The 15,413-nt window shown below is 67.0% G+C and carries 15 protein-coding genes and 2 tRNA genes; 5 read left to right on the forward strand and 12 right to left on the reverse strand.

Annotation, left to right across the window (positions count from 1 at the left end):
* The first annotated feature begins 53 nt into the window (after positions 1-53).
* From ASF32_RS15905 to ASF32_RS15915, 3 genes are all read left to right on the forward strand, one after another.
* Complete coding sequence (locus ASF32_RS15905; protein WP_056430260.1) at positions 54-353, forward strand: RNA polymerase sigma factor region1.1 domain-containing protein; 300 nt, start codon at positions 54-56, stop codon at positions 351-353.
* 228 nt (positions 354-581) lie between these two features.
* The gene (locus ASF32_RS15910) at positions 582-1,982 is read left to right on the forward strand and encodes a 3-deoxy-7-phosphoheptulonate synthase class II (RefSeq protein WP_056430263.1); all 1,401 of its coding nucleotides are present in this window, start codon (positions 582-584) and stop codon (positions 1,980-1,982) included.
* Positions 1,983-2,101: 119 nt separating this feature from the next.
* A complete protein-coding gene (locus tag ASF32_RS15915; protein ID WP_056430264.1) occupies positions 2,102-3,460 on the forward strand; it encodes an IS4 family transposase in 1,359 nt (452 codons plus the stop codon).
* Positions 3,461-3,699: 239 nt separating this feature from the next.
* Here ASF32_RS15915 and ASF32_RS15920 read toward each other — a convergent pair whose 3' ends face one another.
* The 12 genes from ASF32_RS15920 to rpmI all read right to left on the reverse strand — a co-directional run bounded on the left by ASF32_RS15920 (position 3,700) and on the right by rpmI (position 14,795).
* Positions 3,700-4,443, reverse strand: a complete 744-nt coding sequence (locus ASF32_RS15920; RefSeq protein ID WP_056430267.1) for an NUDIX hydrolase — start codon at positions 4,441-4,443, stop codon at positions 3,700-3,702.
* On the reverse strand, positions 4,400-4,879 hold the full coding sequence (locus ASF32_RS15925; protein ID WP_056430270.1) for a DUF983 domain-containing protein: 480 nt from the start codon (positions 4,877-4,879) through the stop codon (positions 4,400-4,402). The genes ASF32_RS15920 and ASF32_RS15925 overlap by 44 nt, the downstream gene beginning before the upstream one ends.
* Positions 4,880-4,982: 103 nt before the next feature.
* Positions 4,983-7,295 (reverse strand): ribonuclease R, encoded by a 2,313-nt coding sequence (gene rnr, locus ASF32_RS15930; RefSeq protein ID WP_056430274.1) that lies wholly within the window; start codon positions 7,293-7,295, stop codon positions 4,983-4,985.
* Positions 7,296-7,433: 138 nt separating this feature from the next.
* Positions 7,434-7,760 carry a hypothetical protein gene (locus ASF32_RS15935; RefSeq protein ID WP_056430572.1) on the reverse strand — a complete coding sequence of 109 codons (327 nt, stop codon included), beginning with the start codon at positions 7,758-7,760 and terminating at the stop codon, positions 7,434-7,436.
* A gap of 296 nt (positions 7,761-8,056) precedes the next feature.
* Positions 8,057-8,635, reverse strand: a complete 579-nt coding sequence (locus tag ASF32_RS15940) for an NADPH-dependent FMN reductase (RefSeq protein ID WP_056430277.1) — start codon at positions 8,633-8,635, stop codon at positions 8,057-8,059.
* Positions 8,636-8,756: 121 nt separating this feature from the next.
* A complete protein-coding gene (locus ASF32_RS15945) occupies positions 8,757-9,593 on the reverse strand; it encodes a DUF1186 domain-containing protein (protein ID WP_056430280.1) in 837 nt (278 codons plus the stop codon).
* 38 nt (positions 9,594-9,631) lie between these two features.
* A complete protein-coding gene (gene pheT, locus ASF32_RS15950; RefSeq protein ID WP_056430283.1) occupies positions 9,632-12,055 on the reverse strand; it encodes a phenylalanine--tRNA ligase subunit beta in 2,424 nt (807 codons plus the stop codon).
* 17 nt (positions 12,056-12,072) lie between these two features.
* On the reverse strand, positions 12,073-12,558 hold the full coding sequence (locus ASF32_RS15955) for a hypothetical protein (protein ID WP_056430285.1): 486 nt from the start codon (positions 12,556-12,558) through the stop codon (positions 12,073-12,075).
* Entirely contained in the window at positions 12,558-12,866 is a 309-nt protein-coding gene (locus ASF32_RS15960) for a hypothetical protein (protein WP_056146206.1), read from the reverse strand. The genes ASF32_RS15955 and ASF32_RS15960 overlap by 1 nt, the downstream gene beginning before the upstream one ends.
* A gap of 22 nt (positions 12,867-12,888) precedes the next feature.
* Positions 12,889-13,971 carry a phenylalanine--tRNA ligase subunit alpha gene (gene pheS, locus ASF32_RS15965; RefSeq protein WP_056430288.1) on the reverse strand — a complete coding sequence of 361 codons (1,083 nt, stop codon included), beginning with the start codon at positions 13,969-13,971 and terminating at the stop codon, positions 12,889-12,891.
* Between the two features lie 199 nt (positions 13,972-14,170).
* Positions 14,171-14,545, reverse strand: coding sequence for a 50S ribosomal protein L20 (rplT, locus tag ASF32_RS15970; protein ID WP_018044556.1), 375 nt, complete (start codon positions 14,543-14,545; stop codon positions 14,171-14,173).
* Between the two features lie 46 nt (positions 14,546-14,591).
* Entirely contained in the window at positions 14,592-14,795 is a 204-nt protein-coding gene (gene rpmI, locus ASF32_RS15975) for a 50S ribosomal protein L35 (protein WP_018044555.1), read from the reverse strand.
* 318 nt (positions 14,796-15,113) lie between these two features.
* On the opposite strand from rpmI, the gene ASF32_RS15980 reads away from it, so the two are divergent.
* Both ASF32_RS15980 and ASF32_RS15985 read left to right on the forward strand, forming a co-directional pair.
* Positions 15,114-15,190, forward strand: a tRNA-Asp gene (locus tag ASF32_RS15980).
* Positions 15,191-15,247: 57 nt separating this feature from the next.
* Positions 15,248-15,324: transfer RNA gene (locus ASF32_RS15985), tRNA-Asp, on the forward strand.
* Positions 15,325-15,413: the final 89 nt, after the last annotated feature.

A 15,413-nucleotide genomic window follows, 5' to 3' on the forward strand; every position in this document is an offset into this window, starting at 1 on the left:
CGGTGATATAACGCTCACTTGTTTCGAGCGGCTTCCGCGCTCCATAACGGGACATGGCACAGAACGACGACGCGCATGACCGGCGCCAGGCGATCATCGACCGAATGCTGGAACAGGCGCTGTTTCCGGACGTCGAGCGTCGCCTGCCGAGCCACGATGCCCTGCCGGAGGATATGCGCGAGACGGTGGACCGTCTTCTCGCCAAGGCCGAAGCGCAGCGTGCGCGCCGCCTGACCTACGAGGATCTGGAGGAGGCCCTGCCTCCGCGTGACGTGACGGCCGAGGATCTCGAAGCAATCTTCTGGATTCTGTCGGAGCACGGCATCGCCGTGGAGGACGGGGAGGGCGAGTAGCAACCTCCTCTCCGGGCATCCCGCGGAGCACGCGGCGTCTTGAGTCGACGACGGCCAATCTCCATCTCCTGGGTCGACCTTGGCCTTATCGGGCGGGACACTCTCGCGACCGGCGGAACCGGCCGGTGCGTATCCCTCGCTTCTCTACGAGAACCGCTCTATAAGCCCCGCTCTTCGCGAGGGATTCCCCTTTCGTGAAGCCGGCCGAGAGGTGGACGGGAGATCATCATGGGCGAGCGTTGGACATCGAAGACCGGTTGGACGCCGACATCCTGGCGCAACCTGCCGATCCAGCAGGTACCGGCCTATCCGGATGCCGCTGCGCTCCAGACGGTCGAGACCCAGCTCGCCAGCTTTCCGCCCCTCGTTTTTGCAGGTGAGGCGCGCAAGCTGAAATCGGCGCTCGCCCGCGTCTCCACCGGCGAAGCCTTCCTGCTCCAGGGCGGCGATTGCGCCGAGAGCTTCGACGAGCATTCGGCTGACAACATCCGCGATTTCTTCCGCGTCTTCCTGCAGATGGCGCTGGTGCTCACCTTCGCGGGCGGCTCGCCGGTGGTGAAGGTCGGGCGTATCGCCGGGCAGTTCGCCAAGCCGCGCTCCTCGCCCACCGAGACGATGGATGGCGTGAGCCTGCCGAGCTACCGCGGCGACATCGTCAACGGCATCACCTTCACCGAGGAGGCGCGCATCCCCGATCCGCGCCGGCAGTTGGAGGCGTACCGCCAGTCGGCGGCGACGCTCAACCTGCTGCGCGCCTTCGCCACCGGCGGCTATGCCAACCTCGAGAACGCGCATCGCTGGATGCTCGGCTTCGTCAAGGACAGCCCGCAATCCTCACGCTACCAGGACGTGGCGGAGCGGATGAGCGATGCCCTCGACTTCATGCGCGCCATCGGCATCAACCCCGAGACGCATCAGGAAGTCCGCACCACGGATTTCTTCACGAGCCACGAGGCGCTCCTCCTCGGCTACGAGGAAGCGCTGACCCGCGTCGATTCCACCAGCGGCGACTGGTACGCCACGTCGGGCCACATGCTTTGGGTCGGCGACCGCACCCGCCAGGCCGACCATGCGCATATCGAGTATGCGCGCGGGATCAAGAACCCGATCGGACTGAAATGCGGGCCGTCGATGACCTCGGAAGGGCTGATCAAGCTGATCGACCAGCTCAACCCGGAGAACGAAGCCGGCCGCTTGACCCTGATCTGCCGCTTCGGCGCGGACAAGGTCGGCGAGCATCTGCCCGGGCTGATCCGCACGGTGGAGCGTGAGGGCCGCAAGGTCGTGTGGGTCTGCGACCCGATGCACGGCAACACCATCGCGGCCGGACGTTACAAGACGCGTCCGTTCGAGCGAGTAATGACGGAGATCGAAGGCTTTTTCGGCGTCCACCGGGCGGAGCAGACCGTCGCCGGCGGTATCCATCTCGAGATGACCGGCAAGAACGTGACGGAATGCACCGGCGGCGCCCGCGCGCTGACGGCCGACGACCTGCAGGATCGCTACCACACCTATTGCGATCCCCGCCTCAATGCGGAGCAGGCGTTGGAAGTCGCGTTCCTCACGGCCGAACTGGTGAAGCGCGAACGCGCCGAAATCGTCCGCCCGCGCCTCGACGCCGCCGAGTAGCTGGCGCTCGTATCTACTAACGAAAAAGCCCTCTCCCCCTTGTGGCTACGGGCTACACAGGTTTTGCCTGAGCGTCCTTTTGAGCGTTGTCGCTTTTTCCCCTGGATGAGGAGGAGCGCATGTCGGGTTTCGGAGGCGGGAACGCGTTGACGCAGGCGCGGGGGTCGTGGTTGTTCGAGCGGATCGTGGAGACCGGGAGTGTGGTGCTGAGCGTGGTGGGGGGCGATCATGCCGGCACGGCCGCGGCACACCGCTACCTGGCCTCGCCTCAGAGCAGCGTTCCCACGGTCCTGTCGGCCCTGCGCGAGCGGGCGGTGGCGGCATGCCGGGGACGGCGTGTGGTGGCGGTGCAGGACACGACGGCGGTGAGCTTTGGCGAGGCAGGCGGGCGGCACGGTCTGGGGCCGGGCGGCGATGGCCGGCATCCGGGCTTCTTCCTGCATCCGGTGGTGGCGGTGGATGCGCAGGACGAGGCCGTGCTCGGCCTCGTCGATGCGCAGGTCTGGACGCGCGGGGCGGCGCCGGTGGCGCTGCGCTGGAACCGGGGCGTGAGCGAGAAGGAGAGCCGGCGCTGGCTGGTCGGGACGCAGGCGGCGGACACGGCGCTGGCGGGGGTGGCCGAGCAGGTGGTCTCGGTGGCCGATCAGGAGGCGGATCTCTACGAGCACTTTGCCGATCACGCCGGGCGCGCGGTGCCGGGCAGCGCCCTGCTGGTTCGGGCACGCCACGACCGGGTGCTGGTCGAGGGCGGACGGATGCTGGCGGTGTCGCAGGACTGGCCGGTGCTGGCGCGGGAGGCCGTGCCCATCCCGGCCACGCCCGGCCGGGCGGCGCGCACGGCACAGGTGACGCTGCGCGCGGGCCGGGTGGGCCTGCCGCGCCCCCGCAGTACCGGGCCCGGAGCGCCGGCCGCTCTGACGCTGGGGCTGGTGCGGGTGGACGAGGTTGGGGGGCCCGCCGCGGGCGGACTGTGTTGGCATCTGCTGACGACGCTGCCGGTGGAGACGGCGGCGCAGGCCGCGGAGGTGGTGCGCCTCTACCGTCTGCGCTGGCGCATCGAAGAGGTGTTCCGCGCCCTCAAGAACGACGGCCTGCAACTGGAGGCGACGCAGATGCGGGTGCCCTCGAAACTGTTCCGGCTCAGTGTGCTGGCGCTGGGGGCGGCGGTGCGGATCCTGCAGCTGGTGGACGCCCGCGATGGCGGAATGCGGCCGATGAGCGACGTGCTCGACGCGAGCACGCGCCCGGTGGTGGCGGCCCTGGGACAGAGCCGGGAGCGGGCGACGGCGCGCCAGCGCAACCCTCACCGGGCCGGGTCCCTGGCCTGGCTGAGTTGGATCGTGGCCCGCTTCGGAGGCTGGAACTGCTACGGCAAGCCGCCAGGACCCAAGATCATGGCACGCGGCTGGGCAAGCTTCACCGCAGCCCTCACCGGAGCCCTCATCGCTCAGACAGAGCAAAACCTGTGTAGCCCGTAGCCGGTCGGGGGAGAGGGCTTTTTCATGTCATGCCCGCCGATGAGCCGGCTCATCGGCCTCGGCGGCACGTCCCGTTTCAGTTCCGCTCAGTGCAGCCAGGACGTGAAGAAGTAGATCAGCAAAATGATCGGCAATGGGATACCGATCAACCACAACAATCCGCCTTTCAGCATCGTCATACTCCAGCTACATCATCGTTTGATCAACTGAATGTGAGCGGATACGGTTCCTGCAGGCGCCTACAGAACCTCCCTGACATGCTTGCCGCTGCGCTCGTAGAAGAACGGGATCGGCAGGTAAGGCGCGAACCCGCCGGCGATCTGCAGCTCCAATTCGTCGAGGACGACGCGGGTGATCCGCGGCAGGTCGAGGTTGCGCGCTTCGGCGAAACTCACCCAGGCGAGCTCCACCAGTTCGGATGTCGGCGTGACGATCCCCAGCTGCTCCGCCGCCACGGCTTTCCGGTCGATGGTGAAGAAGCGGGTGTCGAACCGGCGCGGTCGGCCGGGGGGCGTAATCGCGCGCGCCACCAGGTGGAGCGATTCGAGGTCCGGCAGGATTCCGAACTCCTTGAAGGCCGACCAGCTTCCCTCCGGCGCGGTGTCGGGCGGTCCGTATTCCTTGGTGCCCAGGAAAAGTCCGGTCTCCTCGGAGGTCTCGCGGATCGCCGCCAGTGCGAGCGCCCGCCCGAGGGAATGCGAGGCGCGCGGCACGCGCTTGGCCAGGGCATCTTCCGCGCGCGTCGACAGCGCTCCGGCGACGCTCATGCGCCGGTCTCCGGGCTCGATCCTCCCGCCGGGGAAGACGAACTTGCCGGGCATGAAGGCGAGGCCGTCATGGCGCTTACCCATCAGGAATTTGGGCTGGCGCGCCGTGCGGTCGATGATGATGAGGGTGGCCGCGTTGCGCGGCCGTAGGGTGGCCGGGCGCCGTCGAGGCTCAGAGGCGGCCGAGGCCGGGGGTAGGATTGTCGCTTGGTCCAAGCTGAACCTCCTCGGATCGCGCAATTGCCACGCTTGTCCCCGTCGGTAGCGTGGCAAAGCCTCCCATGCCAAGGGCGTACTGCAATCCGACCACCGCGCCCTTCACCGGCTGCAGCAGGGCAAGCGCCGATCCGAGGGTCACGATCGGCCAGAACGAGAGCTGAAACCACAATGGTACGTCGTAATTCGTCTCGAGTTCGAGAATGAAATAACCGACGATATGGCCGATGATGAAGATCACCACGTAGGGCGGAAGGTCGTCGGCGCGGTGGTGGTGGAATTCGAGCCCGCACGCGTCGCAGGAAGGACGGACCTTCAGGAACTTTCCGAATAGCTTGCCCTCGCCGCAATGCGGGCAGCGGCACAGGAAGCCGCGCGCCATCGACTTGACGAGGCCGACACGCTCTCCGGGCAGGGTCTCGACGCTCTCGGTCATGGCGATCTACCTTCCGCTTCGGATGTCCAACGCCGCAACCTCATCGCCGAGGTTGGGGCTGGGAAGACCAGTTCCGACGAGGCCCGATCCTACACCAGCCGCCCTAGCGGCGCGACCCGCGGTGGCGCGACCCGGTGTTGCGGATGCCGGCCGGCCTGCCGGGCGGGCCGGCCTTGTGGAAGCTTGGCGAGCGCGGAGTTCTCGTCCCTCCGGCTCCCGGCCTCGTCTGGCCTTCGGAGAGCAATTCGAAGCGGAGCGCTCCGGCGACGGCCGCCGCCTCCACCAGCCTTACCTCCACCCGGTCGCCGAGGCGATGGGTCTCGCCGCTGCGCGAGCCGACCAGGGCATGCCGCGCCTCGTCGTGGTGGTAGAAATCGTTGCCGATGGTGGAGATCGGCACGAAGCCGTCGGCACCGGTCTCGTCGAGCTTGATGAAGAGCCCGGCGCGGGTGACGCCCGAGATCTGGCCGGTGAAGGTAGCACCGACCCGGTCGGCGAGATGATGCGCGATGAGCCGGTCGATGGTCTCGCGCTCGGCCGCCATGGCGCGACGCTCGGCGGCCGAGATCTGCTCACCGATCTGGTCGAGGGCGCCCACCGTCACGTCTGAGGACAAGCCGTCCGACCCCAGCCGGCATGCGGCGATCAGCGCCCGGTGGACGATGAGATCGGCATAGCGCCGGATCGGCGAGGTGAAATGGGCGTAGCGCCTGAGATTCAGGCCGAAATGCCCGAGATTCTGCGCTGCATAGACGGCCTGGGCCTGCGAGCGCAGCACGACCTCGTTGATGAAGATCGCGTGCTCGGTCTCGGCCACGGAGCCGAGGATGCGGTTGAACAGGGCAGGGCGCAGGGCACCTTCCTTGGGGATCTTGATGCCGATGGAGGCCAGAACCTCGCCGAGCGCGCGCATCTTCTCCAGGGCCGGCTCGTCATGGACGCGGTAGATCAGCGGCTGCTTGGCCTGTTCCAGGGTCTCGGCGGCGGCCACGTTGGCCTGGATCATGAACTCCTCGATGAGCCGGTGCGCGTCGAGACGGGCCGGCACCACCACCCGGTCCACGGCCCCGTCCGGCGTCAGCAGCACCTTTCGCTCCGGCAGGTCGAGGGCGAGGGGGCCGCGTGCCTCGCGCGCCGCCGTCAGGGCCGCGTAGGCGGCCCAGAGCGAGCGCAGGATCGGTTCTAGCAGCGGCGCGGTCGTCTCGTCGGTGAATCCGTCGATGGCCGCCTGCGCCTGGGCGTAGGACAGCTTGGCGCGCGAGCGCATCATCACCCGGTGGAAGCTGTGGCGCTTCTTCACGCCGTCGGGGCCGATCACCATGCGCACCGCGATGGCGGGCCGATCCTCCTTTTCCCTCAGCGAGCAAAGATCGTTGGAGATGCGCTCCGGCAGCATCGGCACGACGCGGTCCGGGAAATAGACTGAGTTGCCGCGCAACAGCGCCTCGCGGTCCAGCGCCGAGCCGGGGCGGACATAGGCGGCCACATCGGCGATGGCGACGGTGACGACGAAGCCGCCCTGATTGGCCTCGTCCGGGTCCGGCACCGCCATCACGGCGTCGTCATGGTCCTTGGCATCGGGCGGGTCGATGGTCAGGAGCGGCTCGGCGCGCCAATCTTCACGGCCCTTCATCCCCACCGGCTCCACCGCGTCGGCCTCGGCCAATGTGTCGGCGGCGAAGACGTGAGGGATGTGGTGGAGATGCAGGGCGATGAGGCTCACGGCACGCTCCGAGCCGAGCGACCCGAGGCGTTCGGTGACGCGCCCACGCGGCAGGCCGAACCGGCTCTCGCTGACGAGGCTGACGCTGACGAGGTCGCCGTCCCGCGCCTCGCCTTCCTCGCCGGCCGGGATCGCGATCTCGCGGCCCTGCGCCCGCTTCTCAACGGGCACGATGCGACCGCCATCGGGGCCGGAGCGGTAGACGCCGATCACCTCCGCCTTGTTCTTGCCGATCACCTTGATGACACGGCCGGAATAGCGCCCGCTCTCGCCGGGAATGAGTTCGACGCGCAGAAGGGCGCGGTCCCCGATACCGGGGGCTGCGCGACCCGGCTTCTTGCCGCTGCGGGGTGAGGAGACCAGAATCTTCGGCGGGGGGCCCTTCGCATGGTCCCATTCCACCGGAACGGCGAAGAAATCGCCATCGCGATCGCGCGACTTGATATCGGCCAGCGTCACCGGCGGCAGCCGGCCGGGCGGCACCAGCCCGGCGCGTCCGCGCTCGATCTCCCCTTCCTCCTCGATCTCCTTGAGGATTCGCTTCAAGCCGATGCGATCGGCACCCTTGATGTTGAACGCCGCGGCGATCTCGCGCTTGCCGACCTTCTCGGTCGCCTGCGCGATGAAGGCGAGAATCTGCTCGCGGGAGGGAAGGGCGCTCTGCCCGGGGTTGGGATTGATGCGTCTGGCCAAATGTCTCTGGGCTCGAACTCGTCTAACCCGCCGCTCATGTCTTCGCGGCGAGAGGTCGAAAAGCCTCAGGCTCGGGCCTTTCCACATCCGTTAACATGGGACCGCGCGAGGCCGGGGGCAATGTTCTTCCGATGTTCATCAACCGGTGGACGCGGAACCGACGATCCGCTCCACCCCGGCATCGATGTCGAAACCCGGATCGGTGATGTCGGCGAGGCTGAACGGGCAGGCGACCGGCAGCGTGAACGAGACCCGGGTCTCCGAGGCGCGAAAATCGGGGGCCTCCGCCTCGCGGACGGCCAAGGTCCAGATCCCGTCGATCTTCAACCCCGCCACCGCCGACGGGTCCGAGGCGAGCACGGCATGGGCGCGCCTCGCCTCGTCACGCCAGCGAAGACTCGCCGCGTCGTCGGAGATCAGTGCCGCCTTCACGAGACTGGCGAGAAGGGTCTGAAGAATCGTCATCTTTGCTGCGGCCTCCGGCATCATGGATGGTCAACGCGCAAAACCCGCGCCGGGCCACGCATCGGCGGATCCCCGGCACGGAGCACCACCGTCAGAGCCCGTTTGAGTCGCTTTTCCAACGCTCTACCTCATCCTGAGGTGCCGCGTAGCGGCCTCGCAGGAGGCTTCAGGACACCGCGCCAACTGGAGGACCCCCTCAAAGCCCGCTGACGCGGGCACCTCGGGATGAAGCGTCTGCTGGGATGATCGACCCTGGCATCAGCATCCGACGAGACATGCGATCGAACAGACCCCAATCAGTAGGGCGTGCCCTTGGCGCGCTGCGCCTTGAGGGCCTCGGCGTGCCAGACCAGCTCGTCGAGGAACCGCTTGGCGGCCTTGCCCAGCCATTCCTCCTGCGGCACGCCCTCTTCGTCGAGCACCTTGTGGATGCGAGGGATCGGCAGCAGCGACGCGATGCTCGGTGCACCGAGCTCGGCCATCATAGCCCGGAGCTGCATCGCCGCGCGGACGCCGCCATATTGGCCGGCCGAGTAACACACGATGGCCGAGGGCCGCCAGAAATACTCTTCGAGGAAGTGATCCAGCGTGTTCGAGAGGGCCGGCGGGATCGAATGGTTGTACTCGGCCGAGACGACCACGAACGCATCCGACCGGCGGTAGAGCGTGGCGAGGTCCTCGAGCACCGGAGGCGCCTCGCCCTTGGGATATTCCTTGTACATCTTGTCGAGGAGCGGCAGCTTCAACTCGGCCGGGTCCACCAGCGGAGCCTCGATGCCGCGTTCCCGCAGGCGCGCCACGAGGAAGCGCGCCGCGCGCAAGCCCTGGCGTTCGCTGCGGACGGAACCGAGGATGACGGGGATCACGAGGGACATGGCGCTGCTCCGGCAAAGATGAACGCGGGTTCGCTCATCGTACCGCCGTTGGCGAATGCTGTCGCGTCCGTGCGTCTGGAAGCGCCGGATCTTTACGGTCCGGGCCGATCCTGGCTCTTCGTCAGGCGGCGTTGAGGCAGCACTTCTTGTACTTCTTCCCGCTTCCGCACGGGCAGGGATCGTTCCGGCCGATCTTCACCGGATTGCGGATTGGAAGGCCCGCCCCCTCGGCGGTCCAGGCCAAGGCCCCGATCGGGTCGTCGAACGTGCCGTAGTGCTGTCCGTCGAACCGCTGCATGTCGTTGGGCTTCGCGGTCGCCCGGCGCAAGGTGGTGTGAAACCACCCTGCATCGCTGAACTCGTCGCTCAGGCGGCCGTCGGCCCTGGCGGCCGTGCTCCGCAGGGCGAGATCCGCGTAGCCGAGGAGCGCGATGGTCTCCTCCCAGCCGACCCAGGCGACGTCGCCCTCGACGGCGGCGCGCTTGTCGTCGAAGCGGACGAGGAGATCGTGGGTCTGGGTCCGGTCGATCCGTCCGGTCTGGGTCAGGTAGGCAAGGGCGGCGAAGACCTCGTTGCGGGCAAAGCCATCCACTGTCGAATCGAGCAGCAGCGCATGCATCGGCGCGACGTCGCCGTCGAACAGGCTGGTGAGCACCTTCGCCATGGTGGTGGTCAGCGCGTCGCCGAGGAGGGCGTCGAGCCCGTCTGAATCCTCACGCCGCAGGATGGTGAGAAGCGGAGTGAAGGCCCGCGTCTCGCCGACCGCCGCCAGGATGTGTACTCCCCAGAACAGCAGGTTGCCCTGCGCCTCGTCGAGCTCCTTGCCGTCTGCCGCCAAAGCGAGAACGGCGAGGACCGGTTCGGCGATGTCGGCCGGGCTCGCCAGGGCCTGAAGCATCGCCTCCTTCGGCAGATGCTTGGCGGCCGACAAGACGTCGATCAGTTCCTGGTTCGCCATGTGATCGGCTTCCTTGTCTGAGGTTCCGAGAGCCGGCCTCAGCCTCTCAAAGTCGCGCCGGTCTTGCGGGCGACCTCGGCCACGATCTTGGCCGTCACGGCCTCGATCTCCGCATCGGTCAGGGTCCGCTCCACCGGTTGGAGCCTCACCGCGATGGCGACGGATTTCGCGCCCTCGGGAATGCCCGTCCCCTCGTAGATGTCGAAGACGTCGATTCCCGCGATGAGCTTGCGCTCGGCAGCTTGCGCCGCCTTCACCACGTCGCCCGCCGCAACGTCGCGCCCGACGACGAAGGCGAAGTCGCGCGAGATCGCCTGGAAGTCGGAGAGGGCCAGCGCAGGCTTCACCTTGGTGGGGCGGTATTTCGGCAGGGGGATCGTATCCAGCGTGATTTCGAAGGCCACGAGCGTGCCCTTCAGGTCCAGAGCTTTCATCACCCGGGGATGGATCTCGCCGAAATAGCCGATCTGGTTCTTCGGCCCGAACTGCATCGTGCCGGAGCGTCCGGGATGAAGCCAAGCGGGGCCACCCGCCACGAGCTGGAGACCGCCGGTCGGTACGCCGAGGGCGGTGAGGAGCGCCAGCGCGTCGGCCTTGGCCTCGAATGCATCGACGGTGGCGGCGGCCCCCGACCAATGGCGGCCGGCGCCGTCGTGGCGTGCCGTTCCCCGGCGAATGGCCGTGGCGCGGATCGACTGGCCCTCGGGCTGGTCGGTCTCGAAGCATTGCCCGACCTCGAACAGGGCGACGTCGCCATAGCCGCGGTCGGCGTTGCGCTGGGCCGCCCGGAGCAGGCCCGGAACGAGGCTCGGGCGCATGTCCGAGAGATCGGCGGCGATGGGGTTGGCCAGCGCCAGATCCGCCTTGCCGCCGCCGAACAGGACGGCGTCGTCATGCGGGATGAACGACCACGTCACCGCCTCCACGAGGCCGCGCGTGGCCAGCGCCCGCTTGGCGAGGCGCGTGCGCTTCTGCAGGGGCGTCAGCGTCGCCTTGGCGATGGCGGCATCGCCGCGCGTCAGCGGCTTCGGCTCAATCCGGTCGAGGCCGGCGATGCGGATGATCTCCTCCACGAGATCGGCCTTGCCTTCCACATCCGAGCGCCAGGACGGGGTGAGAACCTTCACCCGGTCGCCCGAGCCGGCCACGTGGAACCCGAGGGTCTCCAACGTCACCTTCATCTCGGCGCGGGACAGCTCGATCCCGGCGAGCCGGCGGGTCTCGGTCCAGGGAAAATCGATGACGCGTTCCGTCTCGGGCAAGTCACCGGCGATCACCGCCTCGCTCGCCGTGCCGCCGCAGATCTCGACGACCATGCGGGTGGCGAGGTCGAGCCCCGGCAGGGCGAAAACGGGGTCGACGCCGCGCTCGAAGCGGTAGCGGGCATCGGTGATGATGCCGAGGCGCCGGCCGCTCTGGGCGATGTTCACCGGGTCCCACAGGGCGGATTCGATGATGACGTCCACGGTGGCGTCGTCGCAGCCGGAGGCCTCGCCGCCGATGATGCCGCCGATGGATTCGGGGCCGTTCTCGTCGGCGATGACGACGATGCCGTCATCGAGCGCATAGGTCTTGCCGTCGAGCGCCTTCAGGCTCTCGCCGTCGCGGGCGCGACGGACCGTGAGAGCGCCCTTCACCTTGGCCGCGTCGAAAACGTGGAGCGGGCGTCCGCGATCGAAGGTGAGGTAGTTGGTGATGTCGACGAGAGCGTTGATCGGGCGAAGGCCGATGGCGCGCAGGCGGGCCTGCATCCAGTCGGGGGAGGGGCCGTTCTTCACGCCGCGCACGAGGCGCAGGGCGAAATAGGGGCACAATCCCTTGTCCGCGGGCTCGAAATCGAGGGCGACCGGCACGGGGCACTCGCCCTCGCCACGCACAGGCGGCATCGGCTCGCGCTTCAAGACGCCGATGCCGGCAGCCGAGAGATCGCGGGCGATGCCGTGGATCGAGGTACAATCCGGGCGGTTCGGGGTGAGGTTGATCTCGATGACCGGATCGTCGAGCCCGGCATAGAGCGCGTAGGCCTGGCCGGTCGGGGCGTCCGCCGGCAGATCGAGGATGCCGCTGGACTCATCGCCGAGGCCGAGTTCGGCGCCCGAGCACAGCATGCCGAGGCTCTCGACGCCCCGGATGTTGCCGACCGCCAAGGTCTTGTCGAGACCGGGCACGTAGGTGCCGGGGGGCGCGAACACCGTCTTCATCCCGGCGCGCGCATTCGGCGCTCCGCAGACGACCTGCACGGGCTGCCCGTCACCGGCATCCACGGTGCAGACACGCAAACGGTCGGCATTGGGGTGCTGTTCGGCCGTGAGCACATGGGCGACGACAAAAGGCGCGAGCGCCGCCGCCTTGTCTTCGATGCCTTCGACTTCGAGGCCGATCCGCGTCAGCGTCTCGGAGATATTCTCCAGAGACGAATCGGTGTCGAGGTGCTCCTTGAGCCAGGAGAGGGTGAATTTCATGAGTTCGTCTCTTCGGCTCAGAGGGGCCGGGTTCTGGCGATCAGGAGAACCGCAAGCTTCTTGCGGTCGAGCGTCGTGAGAGATTCGATCAACGTCACGGTCTGTTCCGCAAGCTCGATGTAGCGCAACGTCTCGTCATGACGAACCTTCAGAGTAGGCGGCGAATAGTCGGCGGCGTTTCGAGCTTCCTGCAAACTCAGGAAGTTATTGCCGATATCGGTAACGGTCGGTCCGATCAGGTTCGCATCCCGGCTGTTGAGACGCTTCTTTGCCGTTCCATGATCGAGCAGGCGGTAGATCGGTTCGACGATGTCGTTCTCCTGGGTCCACCCGATCAATTCACTCGCGCAAATGAAGCAGAGAGCGTGAAAGACAGAATAGTAGGCCCCGCTGACCGCCCGGCGCATCGCCGCTTTGCGCAGGTTCACCCGGCCGCGCGTGTCCGCGAGCGTGCGGGATGTTTCCAGGAGATCGTAGACGAGTGGATTTCCGAGCCTCGGCATCAATGCCGGTCCGGCATTGGTTCCGATGGGTCGTCGCCGAGCACTTCGTCATCCGGATAATCGTAGCGGATGTACGGAAATCGCTCCTCCCCCTTATCGAGCAGCCGTTTCCGTAGAGCCGACAGAGCCCTGGTCGAAGCGTCTCCGCTGGTCACCCCTGCCTTCGGCCTGAAATGCGCCGTCACATGAAGCGAGGGCTCACCGTCGAAGTCGGGAGCCGGACGAACATCGGCGCTCTCGAACCCGTGTGGTCCGAGCGTTTCCCGCAGCACCTCGTTGGCGACCTGTCGGATCTCCTGCTCGGTCATGCACGATCCCTCCCTCGGCATCCTAACTCGTCAGCCCGGCCACCAGGCTCGGGATATCGAGCGGGCGGAAGCCGTAATGCTCCAGCCAGCGCACATCCGCCTCGAAGAACGGGCGCAGGTCGGGCGTGCCGTATTTCAGCATGGCGATCCGGTCGATGCCCATGCCGAAGGCGAAGCCTTGGACGAAGTCCGGGTCGTAGCCGCAATTCCTGAGCACGTTCGGATGGACCATGCCGCAGCCGAGGATTTCGAGCCAGTCGGTGCCCTCACCGAAGCGGATCTCGCCGCCTTTGCGCGAACACTGGATATCGACCTCGGCCGACGGCTCGGTGAAGGGGAAGAAGGACGGCCGGAAGCGCATCTTCACCGCATCGACCTCGAAGAAGGTGCGGCAGAACTCCTCCAGCACCCATTTCAGGTTGGCGATGGTGGCGCTCTTGTCGATCACCAGCCCCTCCACCTGATGGAACATCGGCGTATGGGTCTGGTCGGAATCGTGCCGGTAGGTACGGCCGGGGCAGATCACGCGGATCGGCGGCTCCTGGGACCGCATGGTGCGGATCTGGACCGGCGACGTATGGGTGCGCAGCACCTTGCGCTGGCCGTTGCGGTCGGGCGCCAGGAAGAAGGTGTCGTGCATCTCGCGCGCCGGATGGCCGGGCGGGAAGTTGAGAGCGGTGAAGTTGTAGTCGTCGGTCTCGATGTCCGGGCCTTCGGCCACCGAGAAGCCCATATCGGCGAAGATCGCGGTGATCTCGTCCATGACCTGGCTGATCGGATGGATGCGCCCACGCGCTTCCGGCGCCTCACGCACCGGCAGGGTGACGTCGATCCGCTCCGCCGCGAGGCGGGCTTCGAGGGCGGCCTCTGTGAGCGCCTCGCGCCGCGTGGCGATGGCGCCCTGCACCCTGTCGCGCAGGCCGTTGATGAGCGGACCGCGCTCCTTGCGCTCCTCCGGCGTCATGCTGCCGAGGGTCTTCAACAGGTCGGAGATCGAGCCCTTCTTGCCGAGCGCAGCGACGCGCACGGCGTCGAGGGAGGCCTCGTCGGATGCGCTCCCGACCTGTCCGAGCAGATCGCCTTCGAGGGTTTCGAGATCGGTCATCGGTTCAAACCACCGGTTGGCATCTGGCCTTCGGATCGTGTGCGGCCCCCGCGAGCGGTTTTGCGGGTAAGCGCCGCCAATGCAAGCGCGCCTGCCGACGATCCTTTGCAAAAGACGAAGGCGCGGCACCTCTCGGCCCGCGCCTTTCGCATCGACGAATGAGAGGGCGTGTGAACGCGCCTCAGGCAGCCTTCACGAATCAGGCAGCCTTGGCGAGGTCCGGAAGAGCGGCCTTGGCCTTCTCCACGACGACCGCGAAGCTGGCCGGCTCGTGAATGGCGAGCTCGGACAGAGCCTTGCGGTCCACCTCGATGCCGGACTTCGCGAGACCGTTGATGAAGCGCGAATAGGTCAGGCCGTGCTCGCGGACAGCGGCGTTGAGGCGCTGGATCCAGAGAGCGCGGAACGTGCGCTTCTTGTTCTTACGATCACGGTAGGCATACTGCATGCCCTTCTCGACCGCCTGCTTGGCGATCCGGATCGTATTCTTGCGCCGGCCGTAATAGCCACGGGCGGCCTTGAGGACTTTCTTGTGCTTTGCGTGACTGGTCACGCCGCGCTTGACGCGGGCCATGGGTTCTCTCCTGGATTACGAAAACAGTATCGGCTGCGGCGAAGGATTACCGGCTGTTGGGCAGGAAATACTTCTTCACGTTGGCAGCATCGCCCTCGAACAGGGTGGTGGTGCCGCGCAGGTTGCGGATCTGCTTCGTCGTCCGCTTGATCATTCCGTGGCGCTTACCGGCCTGGGCATACATGACCTTGCCGGTGCCGGTGATCTTGAAGCGCTTTTTCGCGCCCGACTTGGTTTTCAGCTTGGGCATTTGGCTCTCCTGAACGCGCATGCCCTCCGACCCTGGGACAGGTCGAAGGCGTGCGCTCGGTTGATGCTTCTGATGGAGCAGCACGAACCGCCACGGCAGCCCTATCGGCCGGGCGGTTCAACGCGAGGGGGCGTATGACAGAAAAGAGACGTGGTTTCAATGGCGGCTGCGCTCGCCGGGTCGTCGCCTCTCGCCCCCGAGCGCTCGGCAAAGCGACCGCCGTCGGATTTTCCATGGAAATGCTGCGTCCGGTTGCTTGACAGGCCGGGGTGCGGAAACTAGACCCCCGACACCGCCGGAAACGGGGCGGGACGCCGTGCGGGCGTAGCTCAGTTGGTTAGAGTGCCGGCCTGTCACGCCGGAGGTCGCGGGTTCGAGTCCCGTCGCCCGCGCCACGTCCATCATCGGCCTGCATCATGCGGGACGATCCGAATGCCCGGCTACCCAGATACGCGGGCGTAGCTCAGTTGGTTAGAGTGCCGGCCTGTCACGCCGGAGGTCGCGGGTTCGAGTCCCGTCGCCCGCGCCATTCTCAAGAATTCACGCATCCGATGACGCAGCCTCCAAACGGGTTGCTTTGCGTGATGACCTCGACATGGGGCATTCGTGCACTAGCCT

Source organism: Methylobacterium sp. Leaf91 (assembly GCF_001422815.1).
In the GTDB taxonomy this organism is placed as follows: domain Bacteria; phylum Pseudomonadota; class Alphaproteobacteria; order Rhizobiales; family Beijerinckiaceae; genus Methylobacterium.